Annotated in this window: 19 protein-coding genes; 13 read left to right on the top strand and 6 right to left on the bottom strand. The window is 67.6% G+C overall.

Annotated elements, in window-relative coordinates; translation table 11 throughout:
* Positions 1-14: 14 nt before the first annotated feature.
* Positions 15-1,775, bottom strand: coding sequence for a thiamine pyrophosphate-binding protein (locus tag FBQ73_RS18775; RefSeq protein ID WP_138401013.1), 1,761 nt, complete (start codon positions 1,773-1,775; stop codon positions 15-17).
* A gap of 245 nt (positions 1,776-2,020) precedes the next feature.
* Here FBQ73_RS18775 and FBQ73_RS18770 point away from each other — a divergent pair, with 245 nt between their 5' ends.
* From FBQ73_RS18770 to FBQ73_RS18740, 7 genes are all read left to right on the top strand, one after another.
* The gene (locus tag FBQ73_RS18770) at positions 2,021-2,797 is read left to right on the top strand and encodes a FadR/GntR family transcriptional regulator (RefSeq protein ID WP_138401012.1); all 777 of its coding nucleotides are present in this window, start codon (positions 2,021-2,023) and stop codon (positions 2,795-2,797) included.
* 163 nt (positions 2,798-2,960) lie between these two features.
* A complete protein-coding gene (locus FBQ73_RS18765; RefSeq protein ID WP_138401011.1) occupies positions 2,961-3,803 on the top strand; it encodes an ABC transporter ATP-binding protein in 843 nt (280 codons plus the stop codon).
* Positions 3,803-4,681, top strand: coding sequence for a branched-chain amino acid ABC transporter permease (locus tag FBQ73_RS18760; RefSeq protein ID WP_210236827.1), 879 nt, complete (start codon positions 3,803-3,805; stop codon positions 4,679-4,681). The genes FBQ73_RS18765 and FBQ73_RS18760 overlap by 1 nt, the downstream gene beginning before the upstream one ends.
* Positions 4,681-5,724, top strand: a complete 1,044-nt coding sequence (locus tag FBQ73_RS18755) for a branched-chain amino acid ABC transporter permease (RefSeq protein WP_138401010.1) — start codon at positions 4,681-4,683, stop codon at positions 5,722-5,724. Before FBQ73_RS18760 ends, FBQ73_RS18755 begins: the two co-directional genes overlap by 1 nt.
* Positions 5,725-5,769: 45 nt before the next feature.
* Positions 5,770-6,951, top strand: a complete 1,182-nt coding sequence (locus FBQ73_RS18750; RefSeq protein WP_138401009.1) for an ABC transporter substrate-binding protein — start codon at positions 5,770-5,772, stop codon at positions 6,949-6,951.
* Complete coding sequence (locus tag FBQ73_RS18745; protein WP_392567242.1) at positions 6,951-7,766, top strand: ABC transporter ATP-binding protein; 816 nt, start codon at positions 6,951-6,953, stop codon at positions 7,764-7,766. Before FBQ73_RS18750 ends, FBQ73_RS18745 begins: the two co-directional genes overlap by 1 nt.
* An 8-nt stretch (positions 7,767-7,774) precedes the next feature.
* Positions 7,775-9,586: an AMP-dependent synthetase/ligase gene (locus tag FBQ73_RS18740; RefSeq protein WP_138401007.1), complete on the top strand. Its 1,812-nt coding sequence runs from the start codon at positions 7,775-7,777 to the stop codon at positions 9,584-9,586.
* A gap of 17 nt (positions 9,587-9,603) precedes the next feature.
* On the opposite strand, the gene FBQ73_RS18735 is transcribed toward FBQ73_RS18740, so the two are convergent.
* Entirely contained in the window at positions 9,604-10,965 is a 1,362-nt protein-coding gene (locus FBQ73_RS18735; protein WP_138401006.1) for a PP2C family protein-serine/threonine phosphatase, read from the bottom strand.
* A gap of 48 nt (positions 10,966-11,013) precedes the next feature.
* Complete coding sequence (locus tag FBQ73_RS18730; RefSeq protein WP_138401005.1) at positions 11,014-11,451, bottom strand: potassium channel family protein; 438 nt, start codon at positions 11,449-11,451, stop codon at positions 11,014-11,016.
* 209 nt (positions 11,452-11,660) lie between these two features.
* Here FBQ73_RS18730 and typA point away from each other — a divergent pair, with 209 nt between their 5' ends.
* The gene (gene typA / locus FBQ73_RS18725) at positions 11,661-13,490 is read left to right on the top strand and encodes a translational GTPase TypA (RefSeq protein WP_138401004.1); all 1,830 of its coding nucleotides are present in this window, start codon (positions 11,661-11,663) and stop codon (positions 13,488-13,490) included.
* A 53-nt stretch (positions 13,491-13,543) separates the two neighbouring features.
* Here the strand turns inward: typA and FBQ73_RS18720 are convergent, their stop codons facing one another.
* Positions 13,544-14,647, bottom strand: a complete 1,104-nt coding sequence (locus FBQ73_RS18720) for an NAD(P)/FAD-dependent oxidoreductase (RefSeq protein WP_138401003.1) — start codon at positions 14,645-14,647, stop codon at positions 13,544-13,546.
* Positions 14,648-14,855: 208 nt separating this feature from the next.
* On the opposite strand from FBQ73_RS18720, the gene FBQ73_RS18715 reads away from it, so the two are divergent.
* Genes FBQ73_RS18715 through FBQ73_RS18700 form a run of 4 tightly spaced genes read left to right on the top strand, consistent with a single transcriptional unit; the run spans position 14,856 to position 18,277 of the window.
* The gene (locus FBQ73_RS18715) at positions 14,856-15,293 is read left to right on the top strand and encodes a gamma-butyrobetaine hydroxylase-like domain-containing protein (protein ID WP_246089775.1); all 438 of its coding nucleotides are present in this window, start codon (positions 14,856-14,858) and stop codon (positions 15,291-15,293) included.
* Positions 15,290-17,026, top strand: coding sequence for a fumarate reductase/succinate dehydrogenase flavoprotein subunit (locus FBQ73_RS18710; RefSeq protein ID WP_138401002.1), 1,737 nt, complete (start codon positions 15,290-15,292; stop codon positions 17,024-17,026). The genes FBQ73_RS18715 and FBQ73_RS18710 overlap by 4 nt, the downstream gene beginning before the upstream one ends.
* A gap of 34 nt (positions 17,027-17,060) precedes the next feature.
* The gene (locus FBQ73_RS18705) at positions 17,061-17,294 is read left to right on the top strand and encodes a 4Fe-4S dicluster domain-containing protein (RefSeq protein WP_012114793.1); all 234 of its coding nucleotides are present in this window, start codon (positions 17,061-17,063) and stop codon (positions 17,292-17,294) included.
* Positions 17,295-17,302: 8 nt separating this feature from the next.
* Positions 17,303-18,277, top strand: coding sequence for a HEAT repeat domain-containing protein (locus tag FBQ73_RS18700; RefSeq protein ID WP_138401001.1), 975 nt, complete (start codon positions 17,303-17,305; stop codon positions 18,275-18,277).
* A 46-nt stretch (positions 18,278-18,323) separates the two neighbouring features.
* Here FBQ73_RS18700 and FBQ73_RS18695 read toward each other — a convergent pair whose 3' ends face one another.
* Both FBQ73_RS18695 and FBQ73_RS18690 read right to left on the bottom strand, forming a co-directional pair.
* Positions 18,324-20,183, bottom strand: a complete 1,860-nt coding sequence (locus tag FBQ73_RS18695) for a TRAP transporter large permease (protein WP_138401000.1) — start codon at positions 20,181-20,183, stop codon at positions 18,324-18,326.
* 202 nt (positions 20,184-20,385) lie between these two features.
* The gene (locus FBQ73_RS18690; protein ID WP_138400999.1) at positions 20,386-21,405 is read right to left on the bottom strand and encodes a TRAP transporter substrate-binding protein; all 1,020 of its coding nucleotides are present in this window, start codon (positions 21,403-21,405) and stop codon (positions 20,386-20,388) included.
* A gap of 194 nt (positions 21,406-21,599) precedes the next feature.
* Here FBQ73_RS18690 and FBQ73_RS18685 point away from each other — a divergent pair, with 194 nt between their 5' ends.
* A complete protein-coding gene (locus FBQ73_RS18685) occupies positions 21,600-22,508 on the top strand; it encodes an IclR family transcriptional regulator (protein ID WP_138400998.1) in 909 nt (302 codons plus the stop codon).
* The last annotated feature ends 52 nt before the right edge of the window (positions 22,509-22,560 follow it).

Below are 22,560 nucleotides of genomic sequence, written 5' to 3'. Positions count from 1 at the left end.
CCCTTTGGAGGGGCTCACCGGTGATCTTTGCCGCCGTCGGGCGGAGATTTTCCGCCAGCACCGGCCTTCAACGCCGCCGCGCGCAGGCCGGTGAGGGTGGCCGACGGCGTGATGGCCTCGGGATCGATCACCAGTTCCAGCAGGGCCGGCTTGTTGGTCTGCGCCGCAAAGGCGCGGGCGCGATTGAGGGCGTCGGCGAAGGCGTCCGTTTCCTCCACCCGCTCGCCGAACGCGCCATAGGCCCGCGCCAGGGCTGGAAAGTCGGGGTTCTCCAGCGTGGTGGCGAACACCCGGCCGGGATATTCCCGCTCCTGGTGCATGCGGATGGAGCCGTAGATGCCGTTGTTGACCAGGATCACCACCACGCCAGCACCATATTGGCAGCCGGTAGCCAACTCCTGCCCGCTCATCTGGAAGCAGCCGTCGCCGGCAAAGCAGATCACGTCGCGGGCCGGCTCCAGGAGCTTGGCGGCGATGGCGGCGGGCAGGCCGTAGCCCATGGCGCCGGAAGTGGGGGCAAGCTGGGTGCGGAAGCCGCCGTAGCGGTGGAACTTGTGCACCCAGATGGCGTAATTGCCGGCACCGTTGGTGAAGATGGCATCCTTGGGCAGGGTCTCGCGCAGATGCACCATCACCGCGCCGAGATCGAGCCGGCCGGGCAAGGAGCCGGGGATGGAGCCGGGGATCTGGTCGGCGAGATAGTCGGCGCGGGCGGCCTTCACCCCGGCGCTCCATGGCGCCGGCCCACCGGTAGAGGTCTGGGGCTTCAGCACAGCGGCAGCGGCGGCGAACTCGCGCACGCCGGCGTTGATGGGCAGGTCGGCCTGATAGACCCGGCCCAGCTCCAGCGGATCGGCATGGACATGGATGAAGCGCTGCGCCGGGCGCGGCAGCTCGAACAGGGTGTAGCCGGCCGTGGTGGTCTCGCCGAGGCGGGGGCCGATGGCGAGGATCAGGTCGGCGGCGCGGATGCGCGCCACCAGCTTGGGGTTCGGCCCCAGCCCGGCGTGGCCCACATAATTGGGATGGTGGTTGTCGAGGATGTCCTGCCGGCGGAAGGCCGCCGCCACCGGCAGGTCGAAGGCCTCCACGAAGCGCTGGAAATCGCGGCAGGCCTTGGCGTCCCAGCCGCCGCCACCGACGATAATGAAGGGGCGCTCGCTCGCCTCCAGCATGGCCGTGAGGCGGGCAAGGTCGTCCGCGCCGGGATGGGCGGCGACGCGTTTGTAGGGCTGGGCATCCGCGACTTCGGCCGAGGCGCCCAGCACGTCCTCGGGCAGGGCCACCACCACCGGGCCGGGCCGGCCGGAGACCGCCACATGGAAGGCGCGGGAAATAAGCTCGGGAAGCCGCTCCGGCCGGTCCACCTCCACCACCCACTTGGCCATGCCGCCGAACATGGCGGGATAATCCACCTCCTGCCACGCCTCGCGGCCGCGCATGGACGTGCCCACCTGGCCGATGAAGAGGATGAGCGGGGTGGAATCCTGCGATGCGGTGTGGATGCCGATGGCCGCATGGCTCGCGCCCGGCCCGCGGGTGACGAAGCAGATGCCGGGCCGCCCGGTGAGCTTGCCGTGGGCCTCCGCCATGTTGGCCGCCGCCGCCTCGTGGCGGGTGACGATGGTGCGGATGGCGTCGGTGGCACCGGCGAGGGCGTCGATGACGGGCAGGAAGCTCTCGCCCGGCAGGCAATAGACGGTGTCGACGCCGTGGATCTTCAGCGCGTCCACCAGGATCTCGCCGCCGGAGCGGATGAAAGCGGAATGCTGCATGGTCTGGCCCGTGACGGAAAAATGTGGCCCGCGCCGGATGGGGGCATGCGGCGCAGGCTTCTTCTTTAGCTGAAATTGTCCCTGGGTCTCAGGCGCCATGTGCCTCTCGGGGCGGGGAATGTGGTCCGCGCTTCCGCAGTGGCGCGAGAGGGTCGTTTCAGGCCCGGACGTGGCCGGCAGGCGTGCCCTTGACAAGCCGCGATGGCGGTGAGACCGTTTGTCGGACAAAGCGGAAAAACGCTGTCATGTCCGACACGATTGCCGACCGTTTCGATCGCATCCGGGTGCCTTCGGCCTACGAGATGGTGGCCGAGGCCATCGAGGCCGAGATCGTGTCCGGCCGCCTGCGCCCGGGGGACGAGATCGGCACCGAGGCGGCGTTGGTACGGCAGTTCGGGGTCAATCGCTCCACCGTGCGCGAGGGCATTCGCGTGCTGGAGCAGGGCGGCCTCGTGCGGCGGGAGGCGGGGCGCAAGCTCTATGTCTGCGAGCCGCGCTACGATGCCCTGTCGAGCCGCATCAGCCGCGCGCTGGTGCTGCAGGACGTGACCTTCCGCGAATTGTTCGACGCCGCGCTGATCCTGGAGGTGGGGGCGGTGGAAGGGGCGGTGGCCCATGCGGACGCGGAGGTCATCGCGGCGCTTGAGGCCAACCAGTCCCGCATCGAGCAGGCCATCGGCAATCCGGTGCTGCTGTCGGAGATCGACACCGAATTCCACGCTCTCGTGGCACACGCCTCCCGGAACCGGGTGCTGGAGCTGGCGCGCGAGCCGGCGGCGCTGCTGTTCTTTCCCTCATCCGAAATGATCTGCCGGCGGGTGCCGGAGGGCGGTCCGCGCATGGTGGAGGCGCACCGCAGGATCATCGACGCCATAAAGGCGCGCGACCTCGAACTCGCGCGGCTCTGGATGCGCCGGCATCTGGTGGACTGGCGCAAGGGCTTCGTGCGTGCCGGCCGTGAGATCGACGCGCCGGTCGAGCGCATCTTCGCGCGTTACGCCTTGAGCCGCTCCGCCCTCTGAGGCGACGGCGAACGTTTGTCAAAGATCCCCGGACAAGAACCGGGGACGGGTCGCAACAGACCGTGTTGGGTACCCTTGGGAGGGGAAACGCCTTGACCACGCTGAACTCGGCCGTTCGCGCCGGGCCGCGCGCTTGCGCCGGCATGCCATCTCGGGAGGGGCGATGACGCGCCCCGCGCCCGGCCTCCTCGCGCCCGCCCATCTGGCCGTTTCCGGCCTCAGCCTGTCGTTCGGCGGGCTCAAGGCGCTCACCGACGTGTCGTTCGAGGTGCGGCCCGGCACCATCACCGCCCTCATCGGGCCGAACGGCGCCGGCAAGACCTCGTTGTTCAACTGCATCTCCGGCTTCTACCGGCCGCGCGAGGGGCATATCCGCCTCGACGGGCAGGACATCACCCACACCCATCCGCCGGCGCGGGCCAAAGCTGGGCTGGCGCGCACCTTCCAGAACATCGCCCTGTTCAAGGGCATGACGGTGCTCGACAACATCAAGCTCGGCCGCCACGCCCACATGAAGACCAACCTGCTTCAGGCGCTCGCCTATTGGGGCGTTGCCCGGCGCGAGGAGATGGAACTGCGGGCCGAGGTGGAGCGGCAGATCATCGATTTCCTCGAGATCGACCACATCCGCAACAAGCCCGTGGCCTCGCTCTCCTACGGCCTGCAGAAGCGGGTGGAGCTGGCGCGAGCGCTGGCCATGCGGCCGCGCCTGCTCATGCTCGACGAGCCGGTGGCGGGCATGAACCGGGAGGAGACCGAGGACATGGCCCGCTTCATCCTCGACGTGAAGGAGGAGTGGGGCATCTCCATCCTCATGGTGGAGCACGACATGGGCATGGTGATGGACATTTCCGACCATGTGGTGGTGCTCAATTTCGGCAAGGTGATCGCGCAGGGGCCGCCGGCCCAGGTGCAGGGCGATCCGCAGGTGGCCGCCGCCTATCTCGGCAGCGGCAACCCGGCCGAACTGATGCGTCGCCTGTCCGCCGTCGGGGAGGCCGCCTGATGGACTGGCTGTTCTTCGCCGAGGTCACGCTGGCGGGCCTTGGCTCCGGTGCGCTGCTGGCGCTCACCGCGCTGGCCTTCGTGCTGATCTACAAGGCGACGCGGGTCATCAACCTGGCGGTCGGCGAGATCCTCATGCTCGGCGGCTACCTGTTCTTCGCCTTTTCCGCCGGCTTCGGCCTGCCGGTGTGGGCGGCGATCCCGCTCGCCATCGCCGGCGGCGGCGTGGTGGGGGCGATGGTGGAGCGGGCGCTGATCCGGCCCATGCTGGGGGAGGCCCCCATCTCCGTCTTCATGGTCACGGTGGGGCTCGGCTCGGTGCTCATGGGCGCGGTGGAACTGGTGTGGAACACCGACCCGCGCGCGCTGCCGGACTTCATGGGCGCGACGCCCGTCTTCATCGGCGAGGCCTATGTCTCGCGCAAGATCGCCATCGGCTTCGCCGTGGCGGGGGTGGTCATCGCCCTGTTCCTGCTGCTGTTCCGCTTCTGGCGCGGCGGCGTGGCGCTGCGGGCCACCGCCAGCGACCAGGCGGCGGCCTATTCCTGCGGCATCAACGTGCCCGGCGTGTTCTCGCTGGCCTGGATCGTTGCCTGTGCCACCGCGGCAGGGGCGGGCATCCTGGTGGGCGCCATCGGCGGCATCTCGCCCACCATGGGGGTGTTCGGCCTCTCGGCGCTGGTGGTGGTGATCATCGGCGGGCTGGATTCCGTGCTCGGGGCGCTGGTGGGCGGCCTGCTCATCGGCCTCGTGGAGGCGTGGGCGGGCACCTTCCTTGGCGGCGAGTTCAAGCTCGTCACCACCTTCTCCCTCCTCATCGCGGCGCTGATGATCCGGCCCTACGGCCTGTTCGGCACCGTTGAAATCGAGCGGCTCTGATGCGCATCGCCACCGCCAAGGAAACCTACATCGCCGACGAGGGCCTGCTGACCACGCGGACGCAGCGGGCCTGGATGATCGTGCTCGCCCTCGTTCTGGTGCTGGCGCCGTTCGTGCTCAACGCCTACTGGCTGTATCTGGCCTGCCTCGTCGCCATCAACGTGGCGAGCGCCACCGGGCTCAACATCCTCACCGGCTATACGGGCCTCGTGAGCCTGGGGCAGGCCGCCTTCATGGCGGTGGGGGCCTATGCGGTGGCGTTCCTCGACGGGCATCTGGGCACGCCCTTCCTTCTCAACATTTTCGCTGCTGGCCTCGTCGCGGCGGCGGTGGGCGTGCTGGTGGGGGTGCCGAGCCTGCGGGTGAAGGGGCTTTATCTTGCCATCGCCACCATCGCCGCTTCCTTCATCCTGCATTTCGTCTTCACCAACTGGGTGTCGGTGACGGGCGGCATGAGCGGGGTGAACGTGGCGCCGGCGCGCCTCTTCGGCATCGAGCTGGCCTCGCCGTTCGCGCTCTACTTCGTCATCGTGCCCATTACGGCGCTGATGGTGCTCGCCGCGGCGAACCTGTTCCGCACCCGTATCGGCCGCGCCTTCATCGCCATCCGCGATCGCGACATCTCCGCCGAGGTGCTGGGCATTCCGCTGTTGCAATACAAGCTCATGAGCTTTGCCCTGTCGTCTTTCTACGCCGGGGTGGCGGGGGGCATGTGGGCCTATTTCTTCCGTGTGGTGACGCCGGAAAGCTTTCCCTTCGCCACCTCCATCTTCTTCCTCGCAGCGGTGATCGTGGGCGGGCTCGGCACCATCCTTGGACCCATTCTCGGCGCCGCCTTCATGACGCTGGTGCCGGAACTGCTGAAATATGTGGTGGAGTGGCTCGGTCCCGTCTTCCCCAATGCAGGGGCGGCGCTCTCGCCGGTGCGCACCATCGTGTTCGGCGCGCTCATCATCTTCTTCCTGGTGTTCGAGCCCCAGGGGCTGGCGGAGATCGTGCGCCGCATCCGCCGCTTCTTCCATTTGTGGCCGTTCAAGACCTGACGAAAGCAAAACACAAGAACGAACAAGAGTACGGAGGACATGCCAATGACGGATCTGAACCGACGCCATGTGCTGGGACTTGCCGCGGCGGGCCTTGCATCCACGGTCTTTTCGCCGCTTTCCGCCTTCGCAGACGAGAAGGAACTGGTGATCGGCGGCTCCATCCCGCTCACCGGCGTATTCGCTTTCGCCGGCGTCGCCATCGAGGCGGGCATCTCGGATTTCGTGAAGATCACCAACGAGGCGGGAGGCGTGGCCGGGCGCAAGCTGCGCCTTGCCTATGAGGACACCGCCTACAAGGTGGACCAGTCGGTGGCGGTCTTCAACAAGCTGACCACCCAGAACGACATTCACCTCTATTACGGGGACTCGACGGGCTTTGCGAAGACCATCAACGAGGAGCTGAACCGGCGCGGCTCCATCCTCATGGCGGGCGCCTCCTTCGGCAGCGAGCTGAACAATCCGGAAAAGTATCCGTTCCAGTTCATGGCCGGCCCGGACTATGTGGAGATGATCGCCATCCTGCTCGAATACATCGCGAAGCAGCAGAAGGGCGCCAAGATCGTCTTCGTGAATTCCGACACCGAGTTCGGCCGCGACCCCATCGAGGCCAGCGTGAAGCGCGCCAAGGAGATGGGGCTGGAGGTGGTCGGCCAGATCGTCACCCCACCTACGGCGGTGGACGTGTCCACCGAGATCCTGAAGCTGCGCCGCGCCAATCCGGACTTCACCATCTTCCACGGCTACGTGTTGGCGCCGCTGCCGGAATTCCTCTCCCAGGCCAAGCAGCTGGGGCTGAAGAGCCGGTTCATGGGCACCTTCTGGTCCATGGACAATTCGCTCTGGGCCAATGTGGGCGCCCCGGCCGACGGCTACATGGGGGTGATGCCGTATCGCTATTATTACGACACCGCCCCCGACGCGCCCATTCTGGAGAAGATCCGCAAGCTGCGGCCCACCTATCAGGCCACGGGCTACATGCAGGGCTTCCTCACCGCCATGCTGATGACCGAGGCGGCGAAGCGCACGCTGGACGCGGGCAAGGACCTGACCGCCAAGAACCTCAAGGCCGCGCTCAACACCATCAAGGATTTCGACACTGGCGGCATCATCGGCGTGCCTATCTCGATTCCCGGCAATTCGGTGCCGGTGGGCCGCATCTATTCCTATAGCGCCGCCGACAAGCAGATGAAGCCGGCCTCCGACTGGATCAGCCTGAAGAAGTGATGAAGATGACCGCGAAGCCCATACTGGAAATCAGCAATATCGAGGTCGTCTACAACCGGACGGTCCAGGTGCTTCGCGGCCTCTCCCTGCGCGTTCAGGAGGGGCAGGTGGTGGCCCTGCTCGGCTCCAACGGGGCCGGCAAGTCCACCACGCTGAAGGCGGTGTCCAACCTGCTCCAGCTGGAGGACGGCGCGGTGACGGCGGGGACCATCGCCTTCGACGGTGCGCCGCTCGCCGCGCTCACGCCCCATGGGCTGGTGCGGCGCGGCCTGTTCCATGTCATGGAGGGCCGGCGCATCTTCGAGGACCTCACCGTGGAGGAAAACCTCGTCGCCGCCACCTATGCCCTCACCGGGCGCAAGGCGGGGCCGGCATCGTTCGATGCGGTCTATGCCTATTTCCCGCGCCTCTATGAGCGCAGGAGCGGGCGGGCGGGGTATCTCTCCGGCGGCGAGCAGCAGATGCTGGCCATCGGCCGCGCACTGGTGGCCGAGCCCAAGCTCATCCTGCTGGACGAGCCCTCGCTCGGCCTGTCGCCGAAGCTGGTGGAGGAGATCTTCACCATCATCGCCCGCATCAACCGGGAGCGCGGCGTCTCCATGCTGCTGGTGGAGCAGAACGCCGCCGTGGCGCTGGCCGTCTCCCACTATGGCTACATCATGGAGACCGGCAAGATCGTGCTGGACGGCCCTACGCAGCGGCTGATGGCGGACGAGGACGTGCGCGAATTCTATCTCGGCATGGCCGGGGAGCGGGGCGAGAAAAGCTACCGCGACATCAAGCATTACAAGCGCCGCAAGCGCTGGCTTTCGTGAGAGCCCAGATGACCGCACCCCATTTCCCCGACCTGACCCTGCCGCAGATGCTGCGCCTCCACGCCCGGCAGCAGGGCGAGCGTACCGCGATCCGCCAGAAGGATTTCGGCATCTGGAACCCGGTCTCGTTCCAGGACTATTTCGCGCGCGCCGCCGCTGTCGGCCACGGCCTGCGCGCCCTCGGGCTCGGCGAGGGCGGGCATGTGGCGGTGCTCTCGGAAAACCGCATCGAATGGGTGCTGGCCCAGCTCGGTGCCGGCCTCGTGGGGGCGGTGACGGTGGGAGTCTATCCCACCAGCCCGGCCAATGAGGTGGCCTATGTGCTCGGCCATTCGGATACCCAGATCGTGGTGTGCGAGGACCAGGAGCAGGTGGACAAGGTGCTGGAGCGGCGGACCGAATTGCCGCTGCTCAAGTCCATCGTGGTGATGGAGCGGAAGGGCCTGCGGGCCTATGCGCCCGGCACCGTGCTGTCGTTCGACGACCTCGTGGCGGAAGGCGAGCGGCACGGCCAAGCCCATCCCGGCCTCGTCGAGGAGGTGCTGGCGCGCCAGTCCCTCACCGACATCGCGCTGATGATCTACACCTCCGGTTCCACCGGCAAGCCGAAGGGGGCCATGCTCACCTACGCGAACCTGCGGGCCCAGGCCATCGGCATCGCCGAGCGGCTGGGGCTCGATGCCGATACCACCCACGTCTCCTACCTGCCCCTGTGCCATGTGGCCGAGCAGATGCTCACCACCATGACGCCGCTCTATCTCGGCTCGCAGGTGAATTTCGGCGAGTCCATCCGCACCATCCAGGAGGACCTGCGCGAGGTGGCGCCGAGCATGTTCCTCGGCGTGCCGCGCATCTGGGAGAAGCTGCACGCCTCCATCTACATCAAGATGCTGGAGGCGGGCGGGGTGCGCCGCGCCCTGTTCGAGCGCCTGATGGCGGCGTGCCAGCCCTTCGCCGAGACCGCCCCGGAGAAAAGGACGCTGTATCAGCGGGCGGTGTTCTTCCTCGGCTGGCTGCTGTTCTTCCGGGCGCTGCAGAATTTCATCGGCCTCGGCAAGGTGAAGGTGGCCATGACGGGGGCGGCGCCCATCTCGCCCCACATCGTGCGCTTCTTTCGCACCATCGGCGTGCCGCTCATCGAGGTCTATGGCGCCACCGAGACCAGCGGCATGGTTACCGGGCAGCGCCTGTCCGACCTCGTGCCCGGCTGCGTGGGACCGGCGGCGGAGGGGGTGAGCCTTGCCCGCGGCGATCACGGCGAGTTGCTGGTGAAGGGCGGCATCGTGTTCGCCGGCTATTACAAGAGCGAAGACGCCACCGCGAGCGCCCTGCGCGACGGCTGGCTCCACACCGGCGACGTGGTGGAGTTCGTGGATGGTCAGGTGAAGATCGTCGATCGCCTGAAGGACATCATGATCACCGCCGGGGGCAAGAATTTGAGCCCGTCCGAGATCGAGAACGTGGCCAAGGGCAGCGCCTTCATCAAGGAATGCATCGTCATCGGCGAGGCGCGCAAATATGTCTCGGCGCTCATCCAGATCGATTTCGAGACGGTGGGCAAATGGGCCGAGGAGAATGCGGTTTCCTACACCAATTTCCGCAATCTCGCGGAAAACCCCAGGGTGCGGGCCCTCATCGAGGGCGAGGTGGCGAAGGCCAACGCGCAGCTGGCGCAGGTGTCCCACATCCGGCGCTTCCACCTCCTCACCAAGGAGCTGGATCATGATGATGACGAGGTGACCGCGACGATGAAGGTGCGGCGCTCCAACATCCAGAAGAAGTATGCGGCGGAGATCGAAAGCCTCTACGCGACGGCTTGACCGCCGTAAGCCGCCCTTCACGCCACGGGCGTGAACGTGACGGACAGCGCGGTCATGTCGTCGAATTGCGGCGCCGTGCCTGAATGCGCGGCGGCGGCGTCCAGCAATGTGGCGAGAAAAGCGTCGGCCGGCAGGGGCAAAGCGCGCAGCGCCGCCGCTTCCAGCCGCGCGTCGCCGAAGGAGATTTCGTCCGGGTTGATGGCATCCGTCAGCCCGTCGGAGAACAGGAACAGCCGGTCGCCCGGGGCAAGGCGGTCGGTGACGGCGCGCGGCTTCGTTCCCTCCAGAATGGCGAGGGCCATGCCGGTGGCGGCCGGCCGCTCGATGGCGCCGTCCGCGCGCAGGATCATCGCGTCGGTGTGGCCGCAATTGCAGTAGGTGAGATCGCCGCTCTCAAGGTCGATCACGGCGCAGAACAGGGTGACGAACATGTCCTCCCCGTTGGTGGCGCACAGAAGGTCGTTCACGGTGGCCACCGCGGCGGAGAGGTCCGCCTCCCGCCGCAGCACCATGCGCAGGGCGGTCTGGGTGGCGCTCATGAACAAGGCAGCGGGGGTGCCCTTGCCGGCCACGTCGCCGAGGCTGACCACCAGATGGCGGGCATCGATGAGAAAATAATCGTAGAAATCGCCGCCCACATCCTTGGCGGGGCGCATGGCGGCGGCGATGTCGGCGCGCCCGCCGAGCAGATCCGGGGCGAGGGGAGCCGGCAGCATGGAACGCTGGATCGCCACGGCATTGGCCATCTCGCGGCGCTCCGCCACCCGCGTCATGATGGCCTCGGCCAGGCGGCGGAAGGAGTGGGAGAAATCCACCAGCTCGGGCAAGGGATTGCGCAGGTCGTCCAGCAGCTTCAGGTCGAACTCGCGGCGTTCCAGCGCATTGAGCGCATTGGCGTAGAAGCCGAAGACGCGGTTGAAGGTCTCGAACCGGCTGCCGAACTGGCGCATCACCGCCGAGAGCAGGGCGGGATGGGCGCGGCCCGCCGCCTCCAGCGCCTCGGCCGAGAGCCGGACGGCGGTGAGTTCGGTGGCGGCATCCACATGGGCGGTGCGGGCGACGCCGGTGAAGGCCGCGATCTCGCCGATCACCGCTGGTGCCGACAGATGGGCCAGCTCCACATGGGCATAGGGGGTATCGATGGTGACCATCGCCGTGCCCTCCACCACCAGGAGCGCGAAGGTATCGGTGTCACCCCGCTGGATGAGGCGGGTGCCCGGCGGCACCATCATCTTCTCGCCGCCGGCGATGAGGGCGGCCAGCACGGAGAGCGGGAAGTCGGCAAAATAGGGATGCCGCGCCATCACGGCTGTCGCGGCTTTAACCTCGTCCGGATCGAGGCGGAGCACCTCATCCTGTCGTAACGTCAGTGGTGGCATGGGTTTTCCTTGGGCGCGACCACTATAGCCCAGGTCCGGCCGGCGGCCTTAGCCCAAACGCAGGATGCGCAGCGCCCGCGACAGCACCGCGAACAGCACCGCCGTGGACCAGCCGAACAGCAGCATGCCGTTCGCCGCCGTGATGGGCGCGAGCACCCGCCACCGGTGCTCGGGCAGGATGTCGCCGTAGCCCAGGGTGGTGAAATTCACGAAGGCGAAATAATAGGCATCCTTGTCCTGGCTCACGCCCACCAGCTCATACAAGGCGGCCCAGACCGCCACTTCCATGAAATGCGCGAGCATGAGCAGCGTCCCCGACGCACCCATGATGATGATCAGGGTCACGATCCTTCGGCGGGGGGACAAATGGCGTGCGGAGATGCGCCCGATCTTGATGACGAGCACGGTCACCAGCGCCTGGATGGTGATGGTAGCGACGCTGACCAGCCCACCGACCAGGAACTCTCCGTCCAGGAACCAATACACGGCGCCATTCTCCCGCTCAGGCTCGCTTGTCCATCGCACCGCTTTTTCTCAAGCCCAGAGCCGGCGTGCGGGCAAGAGACGCGCGCCAATTCCGGCCGGTTTCGGCAGCGCGCATTGATCTTGATCGGTTTGTGTGTATTTTGCGCCGCAATAATCCCTTTCCCGGCGGGCCCGAGTTATTCGGACCCGCGTTTTCGTGCTGGACGACCATGAAGCTTCGCAACATCGCCATCATCGCCCACGTCGACCACGGCAAGACCACGCTGGTGGACGAGTTGCTCAAGCAGTCGGGCTCCTACCGCGAGAACCAGCGCGTCGCAGAGCGCGTGATGGATTCCAACGATCTGGAAAAGGAGCGCGGCATCACCATCCTCGCCAAGGCCACCTCGGTGGTCTGGAAGGACACGCGCATCAACATCGTGGACACCCCCGGCCACGCCGACTTCGGCGGCGAGGTGGAGCGCATCCTGAACATGGTGGACGGCGCCATCGTGCTGGTGGACGCCGCCGAGGGCCCCATGCCCCAGACCAAGTTCGTGGTGGGCAAGGCGCTGAAGGTGGGGCTGAAGCCCATCGTGGCCATCAACAAGGTGGACCGCTCCGACGCCCGCATCACGGAAGTGGTGAACGAGGTGTTCGACCTGTTCGCCGCGCTGGACGCCACCGACGAGCAGCTCGACTTCCCCATCCTCTACGGTTCGGGCCGCAACGGCTGGATGGCCGAGAGCCCGGAAGGCCCCTCCGACCAGGGCATGGCGCCCCTGTTCGACCTGGTGCTGAAGCACGTGCCCGAGCCCACCGTGGATGACGGCCCGTTCCGCATGATCGGCACGCTGCTGGAAGCCAACCCCTTCCTCGGCCGCATGATCACCGGGCGCATCACCTCCGGCTCCATCAAGCCGAACCAGCCCATCAAGGTGCTGGCGCAGGACGGCTCGCTGGTGGAGCAGGGCCGCGTTTCCAAGATCCTCGCCTTCCGCGGCATTGAGCGCCAGCCCATCGAGGAAGGCGTGCAGGGCGACATCATCGCCATCGCCGGTCTCTCCAAGGGCACGGTGGCCGACACCTTCTGCGCGCTCGAAGTGACCGAGCCGCTGGCGGCCCAGCCCATCGATCCGCCCACCGTCACCATGACCTTCATCGTGAACGACTCGCCGCTGGCCGGCACCGAGGGCGACAAGGTGACGAGCCGCGTCATCCGCGACCGCCTGTTGCGCGAGGCGGAAGGCAACGTGGCGCTCAAGATCGAGGAATCCACCGAGAAGGATTCCTTCTTCGTCTCCGGCCGTGGCGAACTGCAGCTCGCGGTGCTGATCGAGACCATGCGCCGCGAGGGCTTCGAGCTGGCCGTGTCGCGTCCCCGCGTGGTGTTCCAGAAGGATGAGGCCACCGGCCAGGCGCTGGAGCCCATCGAGGAAGTCCTCATCGACGTGGACGAGGAATATTCCGGCACCGTCGTGCAGAAGATGAGCGAGCGCCGCGCCGAGATGGTGGAGATGCGCCCCTCCGGCGGCAACCGCCAGCGCCTGGTGTTCTACGCCCCCACCCGTGGCCTCATCGGCTACCAGTCGGAGCTGCTGACCGACACCCGCGGCACCGCCATCATGAACCGGCTGTTCCACGAATACGCCCCCTACAAGGGTGAGATCGCCGGCCGCGTGAACGGCGTGCTCATCTCCAACGAGCAGGGCGAGGCGGTGGCCTATGCCCTGTGGAACCTCGAAGACCGTGGCCCGATGATCATCGAGCCGGGCTGGAAGGTGTACCAGGGCATGCTGGTGGGCATCCACAACCGGGACAACGACCTGGAAGTGAACGTGCTCAAGGGCAAGAAGCTCACCAACATCCGCACCACCTCCAAGGATGAGGCGGTGCGCCTGACCCCGCCGATCCGCATGACGCTGGAGCGCGCGCTGGCCTGGATCCAGGACGACGAGCTGGTGGAGGTGACCCCCAAGTCCATCCGCCTGCGCAAGCGCTACCTCGATCCCAACGAGCGCAAGCGCGAAGAGCGCAAGAAGGAGACCGAGCTGGCCTGAGGCCGGATCGATCCAGCGCTGCTGATTTTGAGGGCCGTCCTTCGGGGCGGCCCTTATTTTTTGGCTATCGCGAGCACCGTGTCGGCGATGGCGAGGCAGCTGGTGAGGCCGGGCGATTCGATGCCGAACAGGTTCACCAGCCCGGCGATGCCGTGCACCGCCGGCCCCTGGATGACGAAATCCTGCGGCCCGCCGTCTGGCCCGGGGATCTTGGGGCGGATGCCGGCATAGCCGGGGGCGAGGTCTTCCTCCCGCACATCCGGCCAGTAGCGGCGGATGGAGGCCATCATGGCGGCCTTGCGGGCCGGGTCGACCTGATAGTCCCGCTGCGTCACCCACTCCACGTCCGGCCCGAACCGTCCCTGTCCGCCGAGATCGAGGGTGAGGTGGGTGCCGAGCCCGCCCGGCTCCGGTACCGGATAGATGAGGCGGCTGAACGGCACCTTGCGCCCGCAGGTGAAATAATTGCCCTTGGCCAGCGTCTGCTCGGGCACGAGGTGGGCCGGCATGCCGTCGATCCGGCGGGCGAGGTCCGGCGCATCGAGGCCGGCGGCATTCACCAGCAGGCGGCAGCCCAGCACCAAGGGCGCGTCACCGCCCGTGCGCACCGTCAGCCCCTCTGGCCCCGGCTTCGCCCCGGCGAAGGGCGCGCCGAGGGCAAGCACGCCGCCGGCGGCCTCCATGTCGCCTTGCAGGGCCAGCATCAGGCCGTGGGAATCCACGATACCGGTGGAGGGCGAGTACAAGGCGGCATGCACATCCAGCATTGGCTCCAGCGCCCGCGCGGCGGCGCCGTCCAGCATCTCAAGGTCGTCCACCCCGTTGGCTGCGCCATGGGCGGCGAGCTTTTCCAGATAGGCCCTCTCGTCCGCGCTGGCGGCGACGATGAGCTTGCCGATGCGGGAATGGCCGACCCCATGGCTTTTGCAGAAGGCATAGAGGGCGGCGCGCCCCTTCACGCACAGTTCGGCCTTCAGGCTTCCCGGCTCGTAATAGATGCCGGCATGGATGACCTCGGAATTGCGCGCGGAAATGCCGGTGCCGATGGCCCCGGCCGCCTCGACCAGAACTACCTCGCGACCGGCAAGAGCCAGCGCGCGGGCGATGGCGAGGCCGACCACGCCGGCGCCGATGACGATGGCTTCCACCTGATCCATGAGGGATTCGCCCGTTGCTGCGGCGGCCACCATAGCGCAGGCGCAGGCGGTGGGGAGTACCCCGGGGCTCGGCCTGCCGGCACCGCCGTGTGGGGCCTGAATGTCCGAGGCGGGGCATCATCGGAGGGCCTGCCGGGCCTCCCTGGAAGTGCTCCAGCCAGCAACTAGTTGCTATCGGCTGGGGCGGCCGCGATGTCCAATCGCTCCCATGATGACGTCTGCCCCCAAGCCCCTTCCGGCGCCGTCGGAGCCTTTTCCCGATATCGAGGAAATCCGCCTCGATCGCGATCGGCGTCACCTCCACCTCGCCTTTGCCGGCGGGCCGGAGGTGGACCCGGCGCAGCACCCCAGTCTCGGCGTTCCAGCGCTGCGCGCCGCTCTCAGCACTCCGGCTGTCCGCACCGCCCTCAGCGCCCCCACCCTCCGCGCCGCTTGCCGCTGCGCGGCCTGCGTCGCCGATCGGGCGCGGGGAACGTTTTCCGCCGACTTTGCCGGCGTCACCCTCACCCATGTGGCCCCGTTCGGGGCGCACGGGCTCAATTTATCCTTCTCCGACGGCCATGCGCGCGGGGTCTATCCCTTCGCCTATCTCGCCGCCCTCGCGGCGGAAGCGGCCGGCCCCGACCTTCCAGAGGTAAAACCATGAGCGAGATCAAGACCGAGATCGTCGAAACCGACATCCTCGTCATCGGCGGCGGCACTGGTGGCCCCATGGCCGCCATCAAGGCCAAGGAGAAGAATCCCGGCCTCAAGGTCGTGCTGATGGAGAAGGCCAATGTGAAGCGCTCCGGCGCGGTCTCCATGGGCATGGACGGGCTGAACAACGCCGTCATCCCCGGCTACGCCACCCCCGAGCAATATGTGAAGGAGATCACCGTCGCCAATGACGGCATCGTCCACCAGAAGGCGGTGATGGCCTATGCCACCGGCTCCTACCCGATGATCCAGTATCTGGATTCCATCGGCGTGAAGTTCGAGAAGGATGGCTCCGGCGAATACAATGTCCGCAAGGTCCATCACATGGGCACCTATGTGCTGCCCATGCCGGAGGGCCACCACGTCAAGAAGGCGCTCTATCGCCAGCTGCGCAAGCACCAGGTGCTGGTGACCAACCGCTACATGGCCACCCGCCTGCTGAACGCCCCGGACGGCCGCATCGCCGGCGCCATGGGGGTGAACACCCGCACCGGGGAATTCCTGGTGGTGCGCGCCAAGTCGGTCATCCTCGCCTGCGGCGCCGCCGGGCGGCTCGGCCTTCCGTCCTCCGGCTATCTGTTCGGCACCTATGAGAACCCGGCCAATTGCGGCGATGGCTATGCCATGGCCTATCATGCGGGCGCGGGCCTCGCGAACCTCGAGTGCTACCAGATCAACCCTTTGATCAAGGATTACAACGGCCCGGCCTGCGCCTATGTCACCGGTCCGTTCGGCGGATACACCGCCAACAACAAGGGTGAGCGCTTCATCGAGTGCGATTACTGGTCCGGCCAGATGATGAAGGAATTCTATTCCGAGCTCCAGAGTGGCAACGGCCCGGTCTTCCTCAACATGACGCATCTCGCCGAGGAGACCATCTCCGAGATCGAGACCATCCTGCACTCCAACGAGCGGCCCTCGCGCGGGCGCTTCCACGAAAATCGCGGCACCAACTACCGCGAGAAGATGGTGGAGATGCACATCTCCGAGATCGGCTTCTGCTCCGGCCATTCGGCCTCGGGCGTGTGGGTGGACGAGAATGCCCGCACCACCGTGGATGGTCTTTACGCCGCCGGCGACATGGCAAGCGTGCCGCACAATTACATGCTCGGCGCCTTCGTGAATGGCAGCATCGCCGGTCAGGACGCCGCCGATTACTGCGCCTCCACCGACCTGCCGGCCTATGACGAAGCCGATGTGGCCCGCGAGCAGGAGCGCGTGCTCGCCCCCACCCGCCGCGACGATGGCCTGACCCCCCACGAGATGGAGTTCAAGACCCGCCGCCTGGTGAATGATTATCTCCAGCCGCCGAAGGTTACGGCCAAGTACAAGATCGCCCAGGCGCGCTTCGCCGAGATCCGCGAGGACCTCAACGCGCTATGCGTGAAGGATCCCCATGAATTGATGCGGGCGCTGGAGCTGCAATCCATCCTCGATTGCGCCGACATGGCCGCCGCCGCCTCGCTCTACCGCACCGAAAGCCGCTGGGGCCTTTACCACTGGCGGGTGGATCACCCGGCCACCGACAACGAAAACTGGTTCTGCCACACGCTGCTCTACAAGGACGAGATGGGTCGCATGGCCCATAAGAAGCGCGCCGTGGACCCTTACGTGGTCGACATCCCCGAGGAGGAGATGGGCGCCTACCACCAGCTGCGCACCCCGGCGCTGGCCGCCGAGTGACCTCACAGAATTCAAGAATTCGGAGCCTGCCCCCATGCCATTCGCCAACCACCCCACCTCCGTGCCGGTCACGGTCGACGACGAGAAATGCATCGCCGAGAAGGGCTGCCGCGTCTGCATCGACGTGTGCCCCCTCGACGTGCTCGCCATCAACCCGGCCTCCGGCAAGGCGCACATGAAGTATGACGAGTGCTGGTATTGCATGCCGTGCGAGGTGGACTGCCCCACCGGGGCGGTGAAGGTCGAAATCCCCTATCTCCTGCGCTGAGGTGAGCCATGGCCCTGTTCGATGATTTCGACGACGACATGGACGCCGTGGCGGAGCGCGCCCGCGACGCCGATCCCGGCATCCGCCGCGTCGCCATGCTCAACCTCGCCGAGAGCGTGGATCCGCAGGCGGTGGAGCTGCTGCTCGCCGGCCTGAAGGACGAGGACGCCGGCGTGCGAGAGGCTGCCGCCAAGGCCCTCGACGAGCATTCCGGCCTTCCCGCCGCCCTCGGCCTGATTGCGGCGCTGGATGATGCGGTGGAGGCGGTGCGCCTCGCCGCCATCGAGAGCCTCGCCGACAAGAAGGAGCCCGGCTCCGCGCCGCGCCTCATCGAGCGGGCGCAGGAGCATGCCGGGCCGCAGGCCGCCTTCGTGCGTGCCGCAGCGCTCCGGGCCCTGCGCGACATGCAGGATCCCGCCGCGATGCCGGTGGCGCTTTCGGCGCTTTCCGATTCCGACATGGCCGTGCGGCGCGAGGCGCTGGGCGTGCTCGGCTATCTGAAGGCCGATGCGGCGTTGCCCGCGCTGCTGCTGGCGGCCACCGATCCCGAGCCGGCGGTGCGCCGGGCGGTGATGGCGGCCCTGGTGTTCGTGCGCAGTGGCACGCCGGGCGTGCCCGCCCTCGTCGCCGGGCTGAAGGATGCCCATTGGCAGGTGCGCGAGGAAGCCGCCTTTTCCATCGGCAAGGCCAGGCTGCCGGAGGCGGTGGATCCGCTGATGGCGGCGGCCAATGACGACAGCTGGCAGGTGCAGGCCAAGGCGGTGAATGCGCTGGGCAAGCTCAAGGCCCGCACCGCTGTTCCGGTGGTGGCGGAGGCGCTGGCTCACGGCTCGAGCAACGTGCGCAAGGAAGCCGCCGCCGCCCTGGGCGAGATCGCCGATCCAGCCGCCGTGGCCGCGCTGGAAGCCGCCTTCGACGATCCGGACCCGGACGTGCGCAAGCTGGTGCGCTGGGCGCTGGAGCGCTGTCAGGCCGCGGCCTGACAGGATCGCCGGGCGCGGCTGAAACCCGCGCCCGGCGATCCATCCCTCACAGCATGCCGATGGAGATCCACGGCACCGCCGCCACCAGCACCAGCCCGGCGAACAGCGCGACCAGATAGGGCCAGATGGCGCCGATGGCCTCGTCGGGCGAGACATTGCCGATCTTGCAGGCGAGGAAGAAGCCGATGCCGATGGGCGGTGTCATCAGCCCGATGTTCATGGCCGTGACGATGACCATGGAATAGTGCACGTCGTTGATCCCGAGCTTGCGGGCGATGGGGTACATCAGCGGCGCCATGAGCACGATGGCCGGCAGGCCCTCCAGGATGCAGCCCAGCACCAGGAACACCACGATGCTCACCGCCATGAAGCCGATCCAGCCGCCGGGCAAGGCGGCCATCAGGCTGGCGAGCTCGTTGGCGATGCCCGCCTGGGTGATGGCCCAGGCCATGGCCACCGCGCAGGCGAGGATGACGAGGATGGCCCCGGTGAGGGCCGCCGTCTCCACCAGCATGCGGTAGAAGGTGCGCGCCGAGATGCCGCCATAAAGCACCATGCCCACGAACAGCGCATAGACCACGGCGATGGTGGATACCTCGGTGGCGGTGGCGACGCCTCCCGACACCGCACTGCGGATGAGGAAAGGCAGCACCAGCGCCGGCGCGGCCACCAGAAGGGTGCGCCAGATCACGCCGGCGGTGGGGCGGGTGACGCCGGTCATGTCCTCGTCCCGCGCCTTCAGGCGCGCCAGGGCGGCGAGCACCGCCAGCAGCACCATGGCCACCACGAAGCCCGAGGTGAACAGGGCCGCGATGGACACGCCCGCCACCGAGCCCAGCACGATCAGCACGATGGAGGGGGGCACCGTATCGGCCATGGCGGCGCCGGTGGCGAGCAGAGCGATCATCTCCCTCGGCTTATGGCCGCGCCGCTTCATCTCCGGGAACAGGGCCGGGGCCACGGTTGCCATGTCGGAGACTTTGGAGCCGGAAATGCCAGAAACCACGAACAGCGAGCCGAGCAGCACATAGGACATGCCGGCCTTCACATGGCCAAGCAGGGAGGCGAGGAAATCCACGATCGCCTTGCCCATGCCGGTGTGATCGAGGATGCAGCCGAGCAGCACGAACACCGGAACCGACAGGAGGATGAGGCTGGACATGCCCTCGTCCATGCGCCCGATCATCACGATGAGCGGCACGCGGGTGGCGAAGGCGAGATAGGAGGCGGTGCCGATGCCGAAGCAGAAGGCGATGGGCACGCCGGCGGCCAGCGCCACCACCACGAAGCCCACGAGGCAGATGACGATGGCCGCGTTGCCGGCCTTCATCAGGGCCGGGCTTGCGATCCACAGCGCCGCCACCACCAGGGCGATGACGCCGAGCGCGACGGCAAGGTCGCGCACCGTGGAGCGTCTGACCGCCGAGGCCACGGCCAGCGCCGCCATGGCGCAGATGCCCACCGGCAGGGCGGCGGCACGCACGCTGCCGGGAATGCCGAGAGCGGGCAGGGTGATGAAGCTCTCCTCTGACGCATAGTCGTAGGCGGGATAGGCCAGCGCCAGCAGCAGGGCCGCGACCAGCAGCAGCGCCAGCGTATCCACGAAGCGCCGCGCATCGCGCGGCAGCAGGCCGAGAAACAGGGTCAGGCGCAGGTGCTCGTTGCGGTCGATGGCGATGACCGAGCCCAGCATGGCGAGCCAGATGAAGCAGATGGAGGCGACCTCGTCGCCCCAGATGATGGGCAGCGCCAGCAGATAGCGCGAGAGCGCGCCGGCCAGCAGCAGGCCGACCACCACCACGAGCAGCACCGCGGCGAGGGCCTCCACCGGACGCATGAAGCGCGAGCCGACGCGACGCGCGTCGGTCCCGGCAGCGAGGGGCAGGAGGTCGTCGGCGGAGGCCATGGCGCGGGTTCCGTTACGGTATTCAAAGGGCGCGCGTCCGCCCTGGATCGCCCCGGCGGCGTGCGTTTCTGCGCGTGATGCTGGGATGTCTTGCCCCGATTGGCCCCGGGCGTCCACTCAGCCGCCGCGGTTTGGGGGATCCAGGGTCCGGGGGAGGCCTTGGACGGGGTCGGGCGGCCCTTGGGGAGAAGGGCCGCCGCCTTCAGGACAGCTTGCCGGTGTAACTCTCGAGGATGGTCCACGCCTCGTCGCCGAACTTGCCCTTCCACTCGGCATAGAAGCCGGCCTTGCGCAGCTGGTCGCGGAAACTGTCCACCTTGGGCTCGTTGAAGGCGAGGCCCTTTTCGCTCAGCTCCTTGCGCAGGTTGCCGTTGAGCACCAGCACGTCCTCGCGCTCCATGAGGCCGGCGGCGTTGATGTTCTTCGCCACGATGGCGCGCAAATCGTCCGGCAGGCGCTCGAAGGCGCGGCGGTTGGCCAGGAACCAGAAGCCGTCCCACATGTGGTTGGTGATGGAGCAGTATTTCTGCACCTCGTAGAGCTTCGCCGTGGCGATGATGGCGAGCGGGTTTTCCTGCGCGTCCACGGTGCGGGTCTGGAGCGCGGTGTAGACCTCGGCGAAGTTGAGGCTCGCGGGGGCGCTGTCGAAGGCCCGGAACATGGAGGTCCACAGCGGCGACACCGGCACGCGGATCTTCAGGCCCTTGAGGTCTGCGGCGGTCTCGATGGGCTTTGTGGAGGTGGTGATCTGGCGGAAGCCGTTGTCCCAGATCTTGTCCATGGCGATGATGCCGGCCTTGGAGATCTGGCCGCGCACATAGGCGCCGAGATCGCCGTCCATGGCCTTCCACACGGTGGCGTAGTCCGGGAAGGCGAAGCCGATGCCGCTCACCGAGGCGTTCGGGATCAGGGTGGAGAGGATGAGCGGGGAGAGGGTGAAGAACTCGATGCCGCCCGAGCGCAGCTGGCTCAGCATGTCGGTGTCGCCACCGAGCTGGCTGGAGGGAAACACCTTGATCTCGACGCGGCCCTGGGTTTCGGCCTTGATCTTGTCCGCCATCTCGCCCGCGCGCACGTTCATGGGGTGCGTGACCGGCAGGTTGTTGGCGTACTTGTAGGAGAATTCCGCGCTCTGCGCCCGCGCGACGAAGGGGGCGAACACGCCGCCCGCAAGGGCTCCGGCCGCGCCGGCCTTGAAAAGGGTGCGACGGGTCAACATCATGCTGGCTGCTCCTCCTGCGGTCCATTCGGACCGGTTTCCTGATGGGTCCATTATATGGACCTCAAATCCCTGCGGCCCATGCTGGCCCGCTTGTGGGATTTTCGCAAGCCCATTATGGTTCCTGAAGACGCTGCGCTGCGGCGATCTCAATCATATCAAGAACTAGGTCCATATGTTGGATCATGGGAGAGCGCGTGGGACGGGCACACAAGCCCTCCGCCGTCCGGCCCGGCCCTGAGCCGGACGGCGTCGGCGGCTTATCCGCCGGCGAAGCCGCGGGTGGGGGAACACAGAGCATCGAGCGCGCGGTGGCGCTGCTTCTGACGGTGGGCCGTTCGGCTCCCGAAGGCGCGCGGCTGTCCGATCTGGTGCGGGTGAGCGGCCTGCCCAAGCCCACCGTGCGGCGGGTGCTGCTGGCGCTGGTGCGCACCGGCCTGCTCGACCAGGACGAGGTGACGCGGCGCTATCATGTGGGGCCGGAAGCCTATGTGCTCGGTACCCTCGCCGGCACCCGCTTCGGCATCCACGCGCTCGCCCTCGACGGCCTCGCCCGCATCGCCCGCACCAGCGGCGACTGCGCCTTCCTCTCCGTACCGCGCGGCGCCTTCAGCGTGTGCCTGCACCGGGAGGAGGGCACCTGGCCCATCCGCACCCACGTGCTCCAGGCCGGCGACCGGCATCCGCTGGGCATCGGCGCCGGCGGCCTCGCCCTGCTCGCCGCTTTTCCCGACGCCGAGGTGGAGCGCATGCTCGCCGCCAATGCGCAGGCGCTGGAAAGCCATTATCCCGGCTATGGGGTCGAGGTGCTGCGCGCCCAGGTGGCCGACGCCCGGGGCCGAGGCTACGCGCTCAATCCCGGCCTCTATGTCGCCGGCTCCTGGGGCATCGCCGTGCCGGTGCTGGGGCCGGATGGGCGCCCCTTGGGCGCGCTGTCGCTCGCCGCCATCGAAAGCCGGCTTTCGCCCGAGCGGCAGGCGGAGCTGGTGCCCCTGCTGAAGCGCGAGGCGCAGGCGCTGGAAGCCGCCCTCGGCCATCGCCCGGCCGCCGAGCCATCCGCCGCCGCGCATCCCCATGGGCGCACCATCGCCAACGCCGGGCCGTGATGGCGCCCGCCCCCAGGTCCTTGTCTTTCCATGCGCGCCCTGCGCGCGCCTC

This window comes from Xanthobacter autotrophicus (assembly GCF_005871085.1).
Classification (GTDB): domain Bacteria; phylum Pseudomonadota; class Alphaproteobacteria; order Rhizobiales; family Xanthobacteraceae; genus Xanthobacter; species Xanthobacter autotrophicus.
The sequence above is the reverse complement of the archived record's forward strand: the minus strand, read 5'-3'. Positions and strand labels throughout refer to the sequence as shown.